Below are 17,449 nucleotides of genomic sequence, written 5' to 3'. Positions count from 1 at the left end.
CCTCATCCCTTACTGTTTTGACGAAGCGACCCAACAATCATGCCGTTTCGGTAACATACTTTGGCAAGCTGACGTGTGAACCGATCTGCATTATAAATGTAGATCAGTGAGGTTGTGATCCCCTGTGCAAGCTTGATGCCATGTTTGGCCGTACGCACAACACCACGATCCTGATCACGAATGGCATCACTCACACCTTGCCAATAGATTCGGCGCAGAAACCAGTTCTTTGTCGTTCGCTCTTTGGCTACTTTATGTTGTACCGCGCCATACGGCGTGTAATATACCTTGAACTTTGTCCGTATTCTTGCAATCAACTCACTCTCTTCACTGGAGAGGAGGTTGTTCCCCACTCTTCCAAGATCTTCACGGAAGGGAGCCAGTTGATCAAAGACAGATAAACGAAAAGCCACATTTGCACCAAATGGAATATAAGGACTTTTCATTTCAGTGACTTCATCTGCAAAATCCAGAATGGTGAATAGCGACCTGTTCTCCGGTGGAATCCACATTGGCTCAGGTACTTCCCAGATCGGATCAATCTTGCCACCGACACAACCGATATTTTCATTCATCTCAAACACACTAACGATCTGGTGAATCCAGTCCCTGCAAGCAAAGGCATCATCGTCAAGGAAAAGGATATACTCGCCACGTGCCTCGTGAATGGCCCGGTTACGGGCTACAGACAAGCCTTGCTTTTCTTCCAACACATACCGGATCGAATGGTTCTCATGCTGCAAGATGGTTTGAAGCACGACTTCCCGTGTATTGTCTTTTGAATTGTTATCAATGAGTATGATCTCATAGTCGCTGCTTGCGTAATTCTGTTGTATTGCACTTCGTATGGCCTCTACCGCATCCTGTGCACGGTTATACGTACAGATCGCGACGGTTACCTTCATCATTTCATCCCCATATTTTTCAATTAGGTCCACCCGTTCATCTGCACTAACTGGAGTACAGGGTAAGTGTCCTTTGGGCAATCACTGGCCAATCCAGCCGCTCCAACGCTTTGACAAAACCACTGCCTTCCTGAAACTCCGATTGTTTTAACCGGATCATATTCATCGCTTTAAGCAATCCATCCGGATGGGAAGGTTCGTAGAGGACCGCACAATCTTCGGGCAGGTATTCCTCCAACAAGCCAATCCGTGGTGCCACCACCGGTTTACAGAAGGTCAATGCCAGAATCGCACTGCCTGAAGTGGCAATTTGCTTGTATGGAAGAATGATCGAATCGACTGCATCAAAATAATCCGAATATTCATCATCTTCGATGAAATGAAAATGAGTATGAATATGTCCACTCTTGAGAAATTCATCTCCAAGGTCATAATCCTTTACCTTTTTACCGGCAATCAACAGATGGGCTTGTTCGGAATCCAGATCCTTGAATGCCTCCAGCAAATCATCCACGCCCTTGTACGGCGACACCTGACCGAAGAACGCATACACATAACTATCCTCCGGGATGCCAAACCGGGAGCGGATATTCACCCCTTTTCCCTGATACACTCCCTTGTAATGTCCATGTGGTATAACCTCGATCCGGCTGGAATCAATCCCAAACGTCGAACAGATTTCCGAGATCAAGGGTTTACCCATGACAATCAGCTTGGAGCAATTTTGGACCAGTATTTTTCTCATCCAATAATCGAATCGCGTCTTGCCGCTGTTGTGTGGCCAGATGTTGTGCACCGTCCAGAACAATTTGGCCCCGCGCAAGCGTGCAAAACAAATCATCAATACATATAGAATCGATTTGATCACTGTTGTCAGCACGGAAGAACCCCTGTAATAGAAGCTAGGCCAATGAAAATGCAGCACATCATTTTTTTTCAGTTTGATTAGATCTCTTTTGGTAAACTGTTTCACTTCCCATCCCTTGTTCTCAATGGAATCGGATAACAGCTCATTGAATTTATTGTTCTCAATCATCTTGGGCAGCATATACACCGTCGGATTTTCCATCCAGGCACCTCTTACTTTAGTTTCATTCGCACAGGTTCCTCTGTATACGTTCCAACTGCGCGCCTTGCATGAAATCTCATTAGAAATCCTTGCATCATAATTTTGGTATTACGCTTGAGCAGCACCCAATCTTTCCACCAAGGGTACAGCGACAGTGCTTTTTTCAAATAAACGTTATTGCGAACTGTATTTCTCGACCATTCGAGCATTCGATAATGGTGTAACTGACGGCGCTTCTGTTCCTTGGACATGTCATTGTAGTATTTCAAAATAATCTTGCGTTGGCCCTTGTACTTGGCCGTTGTAGAGGTTGAAATTCGTGGACCACTATGGATGTTAATATCCACCAGCGGTTCTTTCACATTCACGGCGATGTAGCCTCGTTTCAATATACGCAGATAAAAATCATAATCCTGAGCGGATGTCAGATTTTCATCAAATCGAACTTCACGGGCCAGTGAGGTAAGTACCATGATTTTGGACGTTTCCCCGATCCAGTTGAATGTAAGCAGATCCTCATACCGAATAACATCGCGAGGTTCCACCGACAATTTCCGTTTGACCACCTGATGCTGCTCATTCGTGTATGCGAGATACTTGCTGCAAAAGGTGAATGATTCCTGTGTACGCTCCAGCACCTCCGCCTGGGTTTTTATTTTGTCAGGCATCCATTCATCATCATCATCCAGGAAGGCAATGTACTTGCCATTGGCTTGGGATATCCCTACATTCCGTGCATGGTTGGCTCCTTTGGGATATGGAACCCGGATGTACCGAATCCGTGAATCTTCCCGGGTCCAAGCCTGACAGATCTCTGGCGTCTGATCTTCTGAACCATCATCCACAATGAAAATCTCCAGATACGGATGTGTTTGCTCACGTACACTTCTCAACGCATTTTTCAATAAATCGGCCCGGTTATGGGTCGTAATGATGCAAGATACCAAGGGGTTCATTTCATCACCTTTTCCTGTTCACTAGGATACCTTCACTTGAAGTGCATCATATATTCCTGATAATCTGCCCACGAGAAGATTCATATCGAACTTATCCGATATAATCTCTCTGTTATGTGAACCCATTCTTGCTCTAACCTCTTCATCCGTGATGAGATATTCCAGCGCTGATGTCAGCCCGTGCACATCTCCCGGCTCGATTAACAGCCCATTATGACCGGATGTAATCACTTCGGGGATGCCTCCGACGGTGGTCGATATAATGGGCAAGCCACAATTCATTGCTTCAAGTATGGCCATAGGTAATCCCTCATGATAAGAAGGCAGGACCAGTAGATCCGCTTCCCGCATCAGCTTTTCCTTTTGCTCTCCGTTAATCCAGCCGAGTACATTGACACGATCCTCTATTCCATACTGCTGCACGATTGCTTTGACTTCTTCGACTTCGCCATCCCCTGCCAGATTAAAGGTAGCTGTAACGCCCAGCGCCTTCAATTGCTGAATGGACTGAAGCAGATCGTAGACTCCTTTTCGCTCACCCAGTCTGCCCATGAAGAGAACATTAACGGCTGTTTGTTGTTCTCTTACAAACGGTTCTTTGACAAAGACCCCGTTATAAAGAACCTCAATGGCTGTCTCCGGCACAATCGTAGCAAAGTATTCTTTCCACGTCTGGGACAAGACAATCAACTTGTCTGCCTGATTCAGAATGTAGTGACAATACTTGCGCTGCAGAGCAAATTGATTGTAGAAATCATCAAAGCTGGCCGCATGAATATGCAGAATAACTGACTTTCGAAACAACTTTCGTGCGGTTAGCAGAAATAGAGACTTCCGATAAAAGCTCCCGTTGTTTGCCATATGAATATGCACGATATCCGGCTTGAACGTGTACAACTTCATCCAGAATTGCATGAATCCCCGTATAAAAATAAGCAGCCGTGAGAACACGCTGCCCGTGATATACGTTTCGACCCGCTGCATGGCATACATTTCCGAGATGGAGGAATCCTCAATGTTTTTGATGACACTCACAATTCCACCCATATCCTTCAAGGATGATCCAACAACCAATACTTTTGGTTTCATGATAGACTCCTTTTTTTCATGGTTAATCTTCATACCTCTTACAGACTATTCACGTAATTTTTAATGGATGAGATCAGATCAGACTGTTTTCTCACATAAGGCTGGAACTTCAGCTCTTCTATGCAAGGAACCAACTTTTGCAATTCAGCCCGACTCTCCGCGACGGCCACATAGCCGTTATCCTGAAAAACTTTGGAGATCTCAAGCTGATGGTCATCCACATGTTCGCCCCATTCTTTCCGGCGTGGAATGACAATAACGGGCTTGCCACGTTCAAGACAATTTGTAATGGAGCCAACACCCGCATGAGAAATAATGCATCTGCTGCGCTCCACATATTCATTCATCTCTTCCTGGGTAAGGAAGGGAATCACAGTGAAATTCCGCGGCTGATACTCGGTATATCCGGATTGGGCAACAACCTCTTCTTCAATAATTCCTGCCTCAATCGCCTCATCAATAAGCTCAAACATCCGATTGAAGGGAAAACGCTGGGTTCCAACGATAGCAAATATCAAAATAAAGCCCCCCTGTACTTCGCATTGGGATAGCTATCCTGCAACGTTTCCCATTGAATGAAGAACTCATCCGAGATTTTGTACATCAATCTTCCGGTAGCGCTGGAGGAATAGATCTTGGCATAACTTTCGATATAAATCAGCTTGGCACCGAAGATTTTACCAATGAGGCAAAAAGGGTATGTGGCTCCCGCCCCTGTTGTAATGATCACCTTTGGACGCTCACGCAGATATAGAAAGAACGATTTGATAATATTAGCCACAAAGATTAGCAAGAACATCGCATTTTTACGCTCTTGCTGCATTAAGAAGTATACTTTGCCCTGAGACGATTCTACTTTTCTGCTTTTATTCTTCTCGGTAATCAGGAAATAATCATGTTCTTCAACCGCAGGAATAATTTTGGTTAATTCATCAAAATGACCGCCTGTAGAACTGATCAAACAGACCTTCATGTTCTAATCTCCTTTGAAAAGGATACGTCCTTGGCTCGCTGTATCTGTATATCCACTTCTGCTTCAGCCCCTGACTTGGAATGAACTCCTTTTCCCGTAGCATATAACGCGTTCAGGAAGATACAGAATGGAGCAATCAGATGAACCGTGGACAGGGTATTGTCAAAAAAGGAATAGGTCAGGAAACCGATAATCATACCGGCAAAATACAACCGGATCATGCCGCCCAATCGGAAGTAAACAGCCCGAAACACCAGCAGCAGCGATAGAAATAACAGGATGGCTCCAACTAACCCGCCATCGTAATAAAAACGAATGTATTCATTATGCGGAACGACGAAGCCAGAAAAAATACTTCCATCATTCGCTACGAGAGTTGAGCCGAGTCCACGTCCAAATATCGGATACTCATTTGCTTTGCCAATAAAATAATTCCAGGCTACATCCCTTCCCGACAAGCCTTTGCTCTCTGACCTCATCTCATAATTGTCCCACTGTGCAATCACCATATAGGCCACAGCGACAACAAACAGAATGAGAGGAATAATCGCACTGACTCTGCCTTTGATGAAGGCTTTTAGTTGATCAAAAAGATAGACCAGAATAATCGGAATAAGCGCAATAAGCGGCCCCCTTGTTCCCGTCTGGACCAGAATGACCAGATGTGTCAAGGTAAGCATGTAATACAGAACAACCTGATGCCCTTGCTTGATCTGAATCAGACAGACGCAGATCGAGATAAAACACAACATGGCCAGATGCGCGGCGATGTTAGCACCCTGTAACCGGGTTACTCCCGACATCTCCAGGTTAGTAATGGACAATATGCCGGCGAGTTGCAGAATATAACCACCAGCCAGACTGAACAGCGGCAACCATGCGAGTACACGTATAATTCGTTGACTGATCTCTCTTGAAAAATGGGGCATCAGCAACAAAAAAGGAACAATGACTCCCAGAAAGGCCTTGAATGGATCGAGCGGACTAACCTTACTGGGCAGATCAGATAGAAAATAACTCTCCACAAATAAAAAACCAATCGCCAGTGCAGGATATATCAACTCTTTGCGAATACCAAAGCGTAGAAAAAGAGAGACGACAAAACCCAGAATCGCCAGCTTGTAGAAGGACAGTGAATCCAGTCCTGCCAGATGAATGCTAAATATTTTATCAATGGACAATGAAAAACTTACGATGAGAATCATAAAAATCCAGCTGGGCTGTTTAATATAAACGCCCAGCAGAATCACAGCTATGAGTGCAACAACCGAGACTAGCGGAAGATAGATTGCTGCGAAGACAATTACCAGCGAAAAAAGAATGATATTAAACGACTTCATATTTAATGCAGCAAGTATACCGGTCTTTTGCATATCTGCTATGCCACCTCAAAGCCAGAATCGTGTTTCAAAACGCATCCTTCGAACCTACCAGCACCTTGAACGTTCTGAAGATAATTTTGATATCCACCATCATGCTGCGCTCACGGGCATACGTCAGATCCAGCTCCACCATTTCCTCAAAACCAACACTATTTCGTCCGCTGACTTGCCATAATCCCGTACATCCCGGGATCATCTGAAGACGTTGTCTGTCATAGGAAGTGTAGTTCTTCACTTCTCTGGGCAGAGCCGGTCTGGGTCCAACGAGACTCATCTCTCCTCTGAACACGTTCCACAACTGAGGCAGCTCATCCAGACTGGTTTTCCGAATGAACTTGCCAATCCGGGTAATGCGGGGATCATTTTTCATTTTGAACATATTCCCGTTCACTTCATTCTGATCAATCAGCTGTTCCAGCAGATCTTCTGCATTCGCAACCATCGACCTGAATTTGTACATATGAAACTCTTTCCCATTCTGTCCTACTCGTACCTGACGAAAAAAAACAGACCCCTGCGGGGCCTCGATTTTGATCAGTAATCCGATGACTGCAAACAAGGGGCACAAAATGATCAAACCTATGAAAGAACCCAGCAAATCGAGCATTCTTTTCATAAATAGATACACTTTATCCGCATTTTGTCCTGACATCGTTGATGCATTGTACCCCAGACTTGGGTCCATAACAATCTCCGCTTCCTTCGTTTGGGGAGATGGACTCATTCAAACTCCCCCCCGGCTACATGTTCTACCGACTCTTTTTCCAGAATCTGTTGCAGAGCTTGCAGCATTGGAATTCTAAGTTCCTGTTTTTGCAGAGCGAAGTCGATGGTTGTCAAAATGAATCCCAGCTTCTCGCCCACGTCATAACGTACTCCCTCGAAATCGTAAGCATACACTCCTTGTGTCTCATTTAAGCGCTGAATCGCATCTGTTAATTGAATCTCTCCCCCTTGACCAATCTCTTGTTGCTCCAGATGTTCGAAAATCTCTGGACTCAGTACGTATCTCCCCATAATCGCCAGGTTGGAAGGCGCTGTGCCTTGGGCAGGTTTCTCTACGAATCTGAGAACCTCTGTCAAACGGCCATCCGATTGAAGCGGGTCCACAATGCCGTATCTGTCTGTTTGTTCAGCAAGTACGGTTTGTACGCCAACAATGGAATGTTGAACCTGATCATATTGATCAATCAATTGTTTGGTGCATGGAACTTCCGATACGACGATGTCATCTCCGAGCAACACGGCAAAAGGTTCGTCACCGATAAAGTTACGTGCACACCAGACAGCATGACCAAGTCCTTTGGCCTCTTTTTGTCTTATGTAATGGATATCCACGTTAGAGGATTTGCGAACCTCTTCAAGCAGGCCCAGCTTCCCTTTTTCCAGCAAGTTATGTTCCAATTCAAAAGCGTTGTCGAAATGATCTTCAATTGCCCGTTTCCCTTTACCCGTTACGATGATGATGTCTTCGATTCCAGAGGCAATGGCTTCCTCAACGATATACTGTATGGTTGGTTTGTCCACAATAGGGAGCATTTCTTTGGGCATCGCTTTTGTGGCTGGCAAAAATCGTGTACCTAGTCCAGCTGCAGGAATGATTGCTTTTCTCACTTTTTTCATAAATACCACCCTATCCTCTTTTTTTTTAGTTTGATAAAAGTTGAACTAGGGCATCTAACCCGTCCTCACGTCATACCTTCGACGATTAACGTCTAAGGTTCATTGAACCCACAGCATGACCGAGTGCCTACAGTGATAAAGGTGCAGTAGACATTACCTGTTTACTTGGGAGCATTGGATGGAAGGTTTACTTCTCTCCGTAGCCCACCGGAACTGCAGCGTTTTTGATATTGTTCAGGATTGCGCCCAGAATTCGTGCATTCACATGCTCCAGAGCAGCCTTGGTCTTCTTCACCAATTCCTTCTTGACCTTGCCCGAGTTCACGACCAGCAGCACACCATCACACAGCGAACTCACAATGAGTGCATCCGTTACCGCAAGCACCGGCGGTGTATCAAACATGATGACATCATATTGATCCTCTAACTTCTCAATCAGCCTTTTCATCCGGTTGGAACCAATCATCTCGGAAGGGTTCGGCGGAATTGGGCCAGAAGTGAATAATTGGAGATTGTCGATGTAACTCTCTCTAAGCACGTCTTCCACACTGTACTGATTAGACAGCACACTACTCAGACCGATATGATTCGGTACAGAAAACACCTGATGCAAGGAAGGATTACGCAGATCCGCATCGATCAGCAGTACTTTTTTGCCTTCCTGGGCATAGGTTACCGCCAGGTTGCTAATCGTTGTGGTCTTGCCTTCGCCGGATTCAGCGGAAGCCACCATGATTTTTTTGATATGACTGTCGATTGAGGAGAACTGGATGTTCGTCCGTAATTTACGGTATCCCTCCGAGATCTGAGATTTGGAGTTAAAATAGGTCACCAGACTGTTATTTTCATTGGTTAGCCGCGACATATTTGCCATCCCCCACTTTCTGTTGAGATACGTAATTTTTCGTATTTTTCAGATCGTCTTTTTTCATTTTGGATATCACGGTAAGCACAGGCAGGCCCAGCTCTTTTTCAAGTTCAGTTTCGGATTTGAATGTGTCATCCAGATAATCCATCAGGAATACAAGTGCAATGGCGAGCACAAGACCTGCGAACAGACTGACAATGATGCTTAATGTGGTTTTCATATTGATTGGAGATGCGTTACTATCCACTTTTGCTTCACTGAGGATAGCCACATTATCGATTTTCATGATTAGGGGGATTTGAGATTGGAACACGTTGGAGATGGCATTGACCGTTTTTGCGGCTTTTTCGTAGGTAGTTCCTTGTACAGTTATGCTCATCACTTGGGATTCGCTGGCTGTAGAGACGGAGGTGCTATTCATGAGCTGTGCAGAGGTTAAGCCTAGGTCCGGATACGTGGTAGCGACTTTATCCATAATGGCGGAAGATTTAATAATTTCTCTGTATGAGTTAATGAGTTTGATATTGGTTTGAATCATGCTGAAGTCCATCATCGCTTGGCCTTGAACGTTAGAGGTCTGGTTCACGATCAGTTTGGAACTTGCCTCATAGATGGGCTGAGTGAAGAAAATGCTTTTGACCCCTGCACCCACACCGGCTATCAAAGCAATTGCAACAATCAACCACAGTTTCTTTTGTAAGAGTCGAAAATATCCTTTCAGTTCCACTTTCATTCCTCCTATACGTTGTGATCTATCCTATGTAACTACCAGATGGACAGTAGCCATTTGCGAGGTTTCCAGCGTTCTGTGACCAGACACGAATTCGATAGAATGTGCGACGCATTCTCTGCCAGCCTCTTAACGGCTTCAGCTCCAAATCGACGCTCGATGGCCCGCTCTCCTTCACTTATGGCAAATGTCCTTTTGCACGTATCATGTGCATCTGATGAAATGAAATGAAACCCGTTTTCTTTGCAAAAATGAAAACACCACTGCCGAACTTTCCGTCCGAAAAGCCCAGTGAAAGATTGAGCTGTGAGCTGACATAGAACGCCTTGACTCAAGTAATCAGCCAACAACCTTGGCTTCTTCAAAATGACGCGATTACGTTCCGGATGAGCAATAATAGGGGTAATTCCCGCTATTCGTAATTCATGCAGTATCCTGGGGAACTGTGAGGGAATATGACCAAAGGGTAGTTCCAGCAACATGTAACGACTTCCGGCGAGTGTGCAGCACTTTCCTGCATATAAGTCTCCAATCAGGTTGTCATGCACCCTGATCTCCTGTCCGGGACGGATCTCCAGGCGAATGTTACGTTTGCGAAGTTCTGCATGGAGCAGGTTCACGGCCTGATTGACCACCATCGGTTCATTGTTGTATTGCCCGTTCAGGTGATGCGGAGTAGCAATAATGGAGGTAATTCCTGAGGCTGCCGCCTTCTCAGCCATCGCAACGGACTGCTCCATTCGAACAGGACCATCATCTAGGCCGGATAATATGTGGCAGTGCATTTCAACCATATCCAAACTTCCTGAAATAGTATGAGCCCCCTCGCCCCTTTATTCATTGCGCAAATGCTTTTGGTGTTAAAGAACTAATGCATAACGCTATGAAATATAGTAAAATGGCGTTAAGTACATGTTTTGTTCAGAAAATGTTAAGAATCGACTTGGAATTATATGGTGAAATCAATGTAATGATAGGGTTCTTGCAGAGCCTTTTGTTCTGTTGCCTTTTCATACTGAAAACGGGAAACCGTGGGAAACTGAACTTCAGTAAGCATTGTGTTTAACTGTCCAGTTATATATAGTTTCTGTTCGTGCTGAATATGCAAGTTTGAATGATACATTGTGAGCTCTCCGAAGGGCTGTTTCCATTGCAACCTTGCGTGAAGTCGTACACATACATGATGATCTTCAACATCCAAACCAATGAGCATTTCTGATGATACCGGCAAGTTCAGGTCGCTCAGGAAGGTGATTGCTTGAGTGTCCATTCCAAGTAACAGAACAGGGCGTCTTTTGCGGTCTACCATTTTCCCGTGAAACTCCTGAATGTACATATGGACATTTAATTTCATATCAGCCCATTCCTGAATTATTGAATACATGGTTTCATTCCTTTAGAATGGATTAGCCTACATGGACTGCCTCCACTTCCTTCTCACAGGTATATGGTCCAGGCAACCAGGAGATACTTAAAATATTCCAAATGATACATTTTGTAACTCCATACGTCCAATTTACGATACAATACGTATCATGTCAAGCGGTATTTGGACATGGTTCTTTTGATTTACGACAATTTGAGATGTCCTTAGACAGACCTATTTACAAATGGAAATGGGTTAAAGGAAACACATGAGGAGTTACTCTTTTGCAGGAAAGCTGCCCTGATCAAACACTTGGCTCAGGATTGTTTCAATATATATTTGATGTCGTTCAGGGGGAAATAGCTTATGAGCTACGGAAATCGCATTGCGGAATTACGGGAACAGCGGGGACTTACTCAAGAAGAACTTGCGAGCTCCATTCATATTACAAGAGCTGCTCTCTCCCACTACGAGAAGAATCGACGTAAACCGGATTTCGAAGTGTTAACGAGACTTGCTGACATCTTTGATGTGTCTATTGATTATCTTATAGGACGTACAAAGCAAAGTGATGTCGTGATGGATGAAGACGTACGTGATTTCGTGGATACCTTGGAGTTATCGGACAAAGAAGTGTTAGAACGCTTCGATCTGATGATTGATGGGAAGTCTTTAACAGAAGAAGAGGCACGTCGTTTTATTGCATTTGTCCGAATGGAACGCAGCATGGACTAAACCCGAAAAGAGGACCCAGTTCCCGAGAGATAACCTCTCTGGCTTCTGGGCTTTTTTTGTGTCTTAATTCTTTTTCATTCCATGCTTGTCTATTGTGTCAAGGACGCTTGTTGTTGACGGAGGATACGAAATGGTTCCAACGCTCCGGGTCGATTCCGCATTGCAGTAACACCTTCATGATGTCCATCTGGGTTGCTTCGACTTGTTTACCTGTCGGCCTACGATCGTCCCTGTTTGGATGCTTCATATTCATTCCGCTAACCTCTCTTATCTTTATACTTTCCCTGCCCTCCAAAACTAGCCTTATTATACTTGAGAAAGTTCCTCGATGTTGTCGTCTCATGGCGATAACGTTTTTTGATGGGGTTCTAATTTTGTCGAAAGCAAAATAGGAGCAATATGATGCCGGAATGGCAACCATATTGCTCCTATTATTCTTAATACAACCTGTTCATGCAACTCCACCTTGGAACAAGGAAGTTATTAACCTCCAGCACGTGCAAGTTCACGCATATTCGCTTCAAACGCTGCAAGCAGCGCTGCTTCTCCCGTCAAACCTGTTGCCTGAATCCGTTCGATCTGTTCTGTCATACGTTTGAAGTCCTTCGGAATAACCCGAACGAACTGATTCAGCGCATCTTGCCAGTTATCCAGAACGCGCTGACCGACAGCACTTCCTGTGTTGGCAACATGACGTTGAATCATGCCTCGCAGATCTGCACTTTCGGCCACATCTTCGATACGTTCCAAAAGAACCATTTCCAGATTACAACGTTTCAGGAATGTGCCTTCCGGATCATACACATAAGCAATACCTCCGGACATCCCTGCTGCAAAGTTACGACCTGTATCGCCCAGTACAACGACACGTCCACCTGTCATATACTCACAACCATGGTCGCCTACACCTTCAACGACTACTTTGGCGCCCGAGTTACGTACAGCAAATCGCTCACCCGCAATACCACGGATATACGCTTCACCGCTTGTTGCTCCGTAGAGAGCCGTGTTACCGATAATGATGTTATCTTCCGCCTCAAACGTTGCTTTCGGAGAAGGCATCACGATCAGTTTACCTCCGGACAATCCTTTACCTACGTAGTCATTGGAATCACCTTCAACGGTCAAGGTCATACCTTTAGGTATAAAGGCCCCAAAGCTTTGTCCGGCAGAGCCGACAAATTTGAATTTAACCGTATCTTCCGGCAATCCTGCGAGTCCATATTTGCGTGTGATCTCACTACCCAAAATGGTACCTACTGCACGGTTAACGTTTGTAATTGGAAGCACCGCTTCAACCGGTTGCCCGGATTCAATAGCAGACTGTGCCAGTGGCAGCAATTGTTGCATATCCAGCGTTTCTTCCAATTGGTGATTCTGATGCTGTGTGCGGTAACGTGCAGAGCCTTCCGGCATTTCAGGCACGTGCAGCAATACAGACAGATCCACACCTTTTTTCTTCCAGTGATCTACGGCTTCTACCGTTTCGAGGCAATCTGTACGTCCGACCATCTCCTGAATAGTACGGAAACCAAGATCAGCCATGATCTCACGCACATCTTCAGCAACAAATCGCATGAAGTTAACCACATGAGCTGGATCACCCATATAATTTTTACGCAATTCCGGATTCTGTGTCGCTACACCAACCGGACAGGTATCCATCTGACAGACACGCATCATGATACAGCCAAGTGCAACGAGCGGTGCTGTAGAGAATCCATACTCTTCTGCTCCAAGCAAGGCAGCAATCGCCAAGTCACGGCCGTTAAGCATTTTGCCGTCTGTTTCGAGGACAACACGATCACGCAGATTGTTCAGCATCAACGTTTGATGTGTCTCTGCAAGACCTAGTTCCCAAGGCATACCTGCGTGGCGAATCGAACCTTGCGGTGATGCACCTGTACCACCGTCATAACCGCTGACAAGGATAATATCGGCACGGCCTTTGGCTACACCAGCTGCGATGGTACCCACGCCCACTTCCGATACCAGCTTCACGTTAATCTCAGCACGCGGATTGGCATTTTTCAAGTCATAGATCAGCTCTGCCAGATCCTCGATCGAGTAGATATCATGATGCGGTGGTGGCGAGATCAGACCTACACCCGGTGTAGATCCACGAACTTCAGCAACCCAAGGATACACTTTACGTCCTGGCAGCTGTCCGCCTTCACCTGGTTTAGCTCCCTGAGCCATTTTAATCTGAATCTCGTCGGCATTAACCAAGTAGTTGGATGTAACACCAAAACGTCCGGATGCTACCTGTTTAATCGCACTACGACGGGAATCCCCGTTGCTATCTTTAATGAAGCGAGCCGGGTCTTCTCCACCTTCACCGGTATTGGATTTACCTCCAACACGGTTCATAGCGATGGCAAGATCTTCATGCGCTTCTTTACTGATCGAACCGAAGGACATTGCACCTGTTTTGAAACGACGCATGATATCTTCTACGGATTCAACTTCTTCGAGTGGAATGGAAGCTCCAACCGGTTTCAGCTTCAACATGGAGCGAATGGTCAACAATTGATCATTCTCACCTTGCACGAGCTTGGAATATTTTTTATACAGCTTGTAATCCCCAGTGCGTACTGCATGTTGCAGGGTATGAATGGTTTGCGGATTGAACAGATGCTCTTCTCCGTCGTTACGCCATTGATAATCCCCACCGGAATCCAATACTTTATCGTTACCGTCTTTTTCCGTAAAGGCACGGTTATGATGTGTCAACGCTTCGGCTGCCACTTCTTCCAACCCAATTCCACCGATACGGGAAGGTGTCCAGGTAAAGTAACGGTCAACGAAATCTGATTTCAGACCTACCGCTTCGAATATTTGAGCTCCCCGATACGATTGAATCGTAGAAATCCCCATTTTGGACAACACTTTAGTAACGCCTTTGGTAGCTGCTTTAATGTAGTTTTTCACTGCTTTCTCATGCGAGATACCACGCAGCAATCCTTGCTGAATCATGTCATCCAGCGTTTCAAAGGCCAGATAAGGGTTCACCGCACTTACACCGTAACCCAACAGCAACGCGTAGTGGTGAATATCACGCGGTTCTGCCGATTCAAGCATAATGCTGACTTTGGTTCTGGTTCCCTGGCGAATCAGATGGTGATGCAGACCTGCTACAGCAAGCAATGCAGGAATAGCAGCATTCTCTGCATCCACACCGCGGTCAGACAGGATCAGAATGTTATGACCTTTGTCGATGACACGATCTGCAGCTTCGAAGAGCAAATCCATCGCTTTGCGAAGTCCTTCTGCTCCTTCCGCAGCGGTGAAGAAGATTGGAATCGTCATGGAGCGGAAGCCTGGGCGACGCACATGGCGAATCTTCGCAAAGTCTTCATTGGACAATACCGGTGTATCCAGACGGATCTGGCGACAACTCTCCGGTTCAGGGTTCAGCAAGTTGCGCTCAGGACCAATGGTTGTTGCCGTAGACGTTACAATCTCTTCACGGATTGCATCGATTGGCGGGTTGGTTACCTGGGCGAACATCTGTTTAAAGTAGTTGTACAGACGCTGCGGACGATCGGACAGCACAGCCAGCGGTGCATCATAACCCATCGAACCCGTAGCTTCCATACCTGTTGTTGCCATCGGCTCCAGGATTTTACGTAGTTCTTCAAATGTATAACCATATGCCAGTTGAAGCTGGGTCACGTTATCATGTTTTGGATCAGGAAGTTCCGGTGCTTCGGGCAACTCGCTCAGATCCATCAAATGCTCATCAAGCCAATCCTGATACGGATTCTCGGCTGCAATGATTGCTTTTACTTCCTCATCCGCGATGATGCGGCCTTCTTGTGTATCCACAAGCAACATCCGACCTGGACGCAGACGATCTTTGTACAGGATCTCTTCCGGCGCAATATCAAGTACCCCAACTTCGGAGGACAGGATAATACGGTCATCCTTGGTTACATAATAACGAGCTGGACGCAATCCATTACGGTCAAGTGTTGCACCAATTTGCAAACCATCTGTAAAGGCCATTGCTGCTGGTCCATCCCAAGGCTCCATCATTGTGCTGTGATACTCATAAAATGCCTTTTTGGCAGGGTCCATTCCCTCATCCGTGCTCCAAGGTTCAGGAACCATCATCATGGCCACGTGTGGCAGAGAACGGCCGCTCAGATACAGGAACTCCAGTGTGTTATCAAACATGGCTGTATCCGAACCGTCCGGATTGATGACTGGTTTCACTTTCGCGATGTCGTTACCAAACAACTCGCTCTCAAACAAGGACTGTCTAGCATGCATCCAGTTCACGTTACCACGCATCGTGTTGATCTCACCGTTGTGGATCATGAAGCGATACGGGTGGGCACGTTCCCAGCTTGGGAAGGTGTTGGTACTGAAACGGGAATGCACAAGTCCAATGGCCGATTCCACGAGTTCTTCCTGCAGATCCAGATAGAACCCGCCAACTTGTTCAGTTGTCAGCATGCCTTTATATACAATTTTGCGACAAGACATGCTCGGAAGGTAGAACGAACCACCTTCTGCTTCATCTGCCGAATAACGAATAGCCAGCTCAGCACGTCTGCGAATAACATACAGCTTACGCTCGAATCCAAGCTCATCCTTCACATCTGCGGATCTTCCAATGAACACCTGACGTACATAAGGTTTCGCTGCAAGTGCAGAACGGCCAAGCATTTCATCAAAAGTAGGAACATCCCGGAAACCCAGGAACGTTTGACCTTCTTCTTCAATAATCTTCTTAAGGCTCTCTTCATGCGCACTGCGAATGGCAGGGTCCTGGGAAAGGAACAACATCCCTACGCCATAGAATCCCTGTTCAGGCAATGCAAAACCAAGGCGTTTCGCTTCCTCTGCAAAAAAGCGATGTGGAATCTGAATCAGGATACCTGCTCCGTCACCGGAATTCGGCTCACTTCCCTGTCCTCCACGGTGCTCCATGTTACTGAGCATGGTCAGTGCCTGACTAACGATATCGTGTGAAGGTACTCCTTTGATGTTGGCAACAAAACCCATTCCGCATGCGTCTTTTTCGAACTGCGGGTCATACAGACCCTGTTTTGGAGGTAATCCGATGTGTCTCATGGAACGCAACCTTTCTATAATGAAGTATTTCGGAAAGATCAAGAACATAGGCAACAGGCAACAATGAAACGGGAGGAGCTGGCCTTTCGCTTGCGATAGAGCCTGCTAGATAGAAGAGGTGACAGCATGAGACTGTCAAAAATAATGCCTGCTATTGGGCAAAAGCCATTGAATGAGATGAGCTGATCCGGACGATCCGGCAAACAGCATGTATAAATCAACACGCAGCCGCTGGCACGGCTACTGAAATGGAGCGACGTTTTTTTGATATAGTTCTATTATTTTAACACCGACCTAACATCAGCGCAATTTAAACTTTTTAATACCTCTGATAAGAAATGTTTTGCAGTACAGCATTACAGTAGTGACGTTTAAATTCATCTCTTTTTCGAATAATTATACACTTTTTAAGCCAGAGTACAACTGAATTAAATTGCTGACAGAAGAAAATCGTTCCATGTGCAGCCTAGGTTTATCCATAATTCCACCAAATTTTCACCGCTTAAGCCAGCGAAACTTTACTTCTCTATGCATTTGTATACAAAATAGCCTGCAACCCCTTTTTGGGGTCACAGGCTATTTGCACTATTTGACTACTATATTGCATAATTTCACTACAAGAAAATAAAGTTTTTTTTCAAAAATATGACCCTGCTGAAGATCAGGTTCGA

16 protein-coding genes are annotated in these 17,449 nt (G+C 45.6%); 1 reads left to right on the top strand and 15 read right to left on the bottom strand.

Annotated features, from left to right (window positions below; all coding sequences use genetic code 11):
- Positions 1 to 2: 2 nt before the first annotated feature.
- From C161_RS06640 to C161_RS06580, 13 genes are all read right to left on the bottom strand, one after another.
- Positions 3 to 986, bottom strand: a complete 984-nt coding sequence (locus tag C161_RS06640; protein WP_235193750.1) for a glycosyltransferase — start codon at positions 984 to 986, stop codon at positions 3 to 5.
- The gene (locus C161_RS06635) at positions 952 to 1,974 is read right to left on the bottom strand and encodes a glycosyltransferase (RefSeq protein WP_036668914.1); all 1,023 of its coding nucleotides are present in this window, start codon (positions 1,972 to 1,974) and stop codon (positions 952 to 954) included. The genes C161_RS06640 and C161_RS06635 overlap by 35 nt, the downstream gene beginning before the upstream one ends.
- An 11-nt stretch (positions 1,975 to 1,985) precedes the next feature.
- On the bottom strand, positions 1,986 to 2,930 hold the full coding sequence (locus C161_RS31420) for a glycosyltransferase family 2 protein (protein WP_051449615.1): 945 nt from the start codon (positions 2,928 to 2,930) through the stop codon (positions 1,986 to 1,988).
- A gap of 21 nt (positions 2,931 to 2,951) precedes the next feature.
- Complete coding sequence (locus C161_RS06625; RefSeq protein ID WP_036668912.1) at positions 2,952 to 4,019, bottom strand: glycosyltransferase family 4 protein; 1,068 nt, start codon at positions 4,017 to 4,019, stop codon at positions 2,952 to 2,954.
- 38 nt (positions 4,020 to 4,057) lie between these two features.
- Entirely contained in the window at positions 4,058 to 4,537 is a 480-nt protein-coding gene (gene pssE / locus C161_RS06620) for a PssE/Cps14G family polysaccharide biosynthesis glycosyltransferase (RefSeq protein ID WP_036668909.1), read from the bottom strand.
- On the bottom strand, positions 4,534 to 4,992 hold the full coding sequence (gene pssD, locus C161_RS06615) for a PssD/Cps14F family polysaccharide biosynthesis glycosyltransferase (RefSeq protein ID WP_036668906.1): 459 nt from the start codon (positions 4,990 to 4,992) through the stop codon (positions 4,534 to 4,536). Before pssD ends, pssE begins: the two co-directional genes overlap by 4 nt.
- A complete protein-coding gene (locus C161_RS06610) occupies positions 4,989 to 6,365 on the bottom strand; it encodes an O-antigen ligase family protein (RefSeq protein WP_051449614.1) in 1,377 nt (458 codons plus the stop codon). Before C161_RS06610 ends, pssD begins: the two co-directional genes overlap by 4 nt.
- Positions 6,366 to 6,399: 34 nt before the next feature.
- A complete protein-coding gene (locus C161_RS06605) occupies positions 6,400 to 7,098 on the bottom strand; it encodes a sugar transferase (RefSeq protein WP_036668903.1) in 699 nt (232 codons plus the stop codon).
- Positions 7,095 to 7,997, bottom strand: coding sequence for a UTP--glucose-1-phosphate uridylyltransferase GalU (gene galU, locus C161_RS06600; protein ID WP_036611572.1), 903 nt, complete (start codon positions 7,995 to 7,997; stop codon positions 7,095 to 7,097). Before galU ends, C161_RS06605 begins: the two co-directional genes overlap by 4 nt.
- A 187-nt stretch (positions 7,998 to 8,184) precedes the next feature.
- On the bottom strand, positions 8,185 to 8,862 hold the full coding sequence (locus C161_RS06595; protein WP_036611333.1) for a CpsD/CapB family tyrosine-protein kinase: 678 nt from the start codon (positions 8,860 to 8,862) through the stop codon (positions 8,185 to 8,187).
- A complete protein-coding gene (locus C161_RS06590; protein WP_235193748.1) occupies positions 8,843 to 9,598 on the bottom strand; it encodes a YveK family protein in 756 nt (251 codons plus the stop codon). Before C161_RS06590 ends, C161_RS06595 begins: the two co-directional genes overlap by 20 nt.
- Positions 9,599 to 9,630: 32 nt before the next feature.
- Positions 9,631 to 10,389 (bottom strand): tyrosine-protein phosphatase, encoded by a 759-nt coding sequence (locus C161_RS06585; RefSeq protein WP_036668900.1) that lies wholly within the window; start codon positions 10,387 to 10,389, stop codon positions 9,631 to 9,633.
- Between the two features lie 155 nt (positions 10,390 to 10,544).
- Positions 10,545 to 10,949 carry a hypothetical protein gene (locus tag C161_RS06580; RefSeq protein ID WP_133120505.1) on the bottom strand — a complete coding sequence of 135 codons (405 nt, stop codon included), beginning with the start codon at positions 10,947 to 10,949 and terminating at the stop codon, positions 10,545 to 10,547.
- A 378-nt stretch (positions 10,950 to 11,327) separates the two neighbouring features.
- Between C161_RS06580 and C161_RS06575 the strand changes: the two genes are divergently transcribed.
- A complete protein-coding gene (locus C161_RS06575) occupies positions 11,328 to 11,696 on the top strand; it encodes a helix-turn-helix domain-containing protein (RefSeq protein ID WP_036668894.1) in 369 nt (122 codons plus the stop codon).
- 97 nt (positions 11,697 to 11,793) lie between these two features.
- Here C161_RS06575 and C161_RS32285 read toward each other — a convergent pair whose 3' ends face one another.
- Positions 11,794 to 11,949 (bottom strand): hypothetical protein, encoded by a 156-nt coding sequence (locus C161_RS32285; RefSeq protein WP_017690128.1) that lies wholly within the window; start codon positions 11,947 to 11,949, stop codon positions 11,794 to 11,796.
- A gap of 230 nt (positions 11,950 to 12,179) precedes the next feature.
- Entirely contained in the window at positions 12,180 to 16,778 is a 4,599-nt protein-coding gene (gene gltB / locus C161_RS06565; protein WP_036668889.1) for a glutamate synthase large subunit, read from the bottom strand.
- Between the last annotated feature and the right edge of the window lie 671 nt (positions 16,779 to 17,449).

The organism is Paenibacillus sp. FSL R5-192, assembly GCF_000517845.1.
Lineage (GTDB): Bacteria > Bacillota > Bacilli > Paenibacillales > Paenibacillaceae > Paenibacillus > Paenibacillus amylolyticus.
The sequence above is the reverse complement of the archived record's forward strand: the minus strand, read 5'-3'. Positions and strand labels throughout refer to the sequence as shown.

What these genes read in the sequence shown, in the direction of transcription:
- gltB (WP_036668889.1), bottom strand. Translation starts at nt 16,778, where the DNA reads ATGAGACACATCGGATTACCTCCAAAACAGGGTCTGTATGACCCGCAG.
- C161_RS06605 (WP_036668903.1), bottom strand. Translation starts at nt 7,098, where the DNA reads ATGAGTCCATCTCCCCAAACGAAGGAAGCGGAGATTGTTATGGACCCA.
- C161_RS32285 (WP_017690128.1), bottom strand. Translation starts at nt 11,949, where the DNA reads ATGAATATGAAGCATCCAAACAGGGACGATCGTAGGCCGACAGGTAAA.
- C161_RS06580 (WP_133120505.1), bottom strand. Translation starts at nt 10,949, where the DNA reads ATGAAATTAAATGTCCATATGTACATTCAGGAGTTTCACGGGAAAATG.
- pssD (WP_036668906.1), bottom strand. Translation starts at nt 4,992, where the DNA reads ATGAAGGTCTGTTTGATCAGTTCTACAGGCGGTCATTTTGATGAATTA.
- C161_RS31420 (WP_051449615.1), bottom strand. Translation starts at nt 2,930, where the DNA reads ATGAACCCCTTGGTATCTTGCATCATTACGACCCATAACCGGGCCGAT.
- C161_RS06575 (WP_036668894.1), top strand. Translation starts at nt 11,328, where the DNA reads ATGAGCTACGGAAATCGCATTGCGGAATTACGGGAACAGCGGGGACTT.
- C161_RS06585 (WP_036668900.1), bottom strand. Translation starts at nt 10,389, where the DNA reads ATGGTTGAAATGCACTGCCACATATTATCCGGCCTAGATGATGGTCCT.
- C161_RS06625 (WP_036668912.1), bottom strand. Translation starts at nt 4,019, where the DNA reads ATGAAACCAAAAGTATTGGTTGTTGGATCATCCTTGAAGGATATGGGT.
- C161_RS06595 (WP_036611333.1), bottom strand. Translation starts at nt 8,862, where the DNA reads ATGTCGCGGCTAACCAATGAAAATAACAGTCTGGTGACCTATTTTAAC.
- C161_RS06590 (WP_235193748.1), bottom strand. Translation starts at nt 9,598, where the DNA reads ATGAAAGTGGAACTGAAAGGATATTTTCGACTCTTACAAAAGAAACTG.
- galU (WP_036611572.1), bottom strand. Translation starts at nt 7,997, where the DNA reads ATGAAAAAAGTGAGAAAAGCAATCATTCCTGCAGCTGGACTAGGTACA.
- C161_RS06635 (WP_036668914.1), bottom strand. Translation starts at nt 1,974, where the DNA reads ATGGAAAATCCGACGGTGTATATGCTGCCCAAGATGATTGAGAACAAT.
- C161_RS06610 (WP_051449614.1), bottom strand. Translation starts at nt 6,365, where the DNA reads ATGCAAAAGACCGGTATACTTGCTGCATTAAATATGAAGTCGTTTAAT.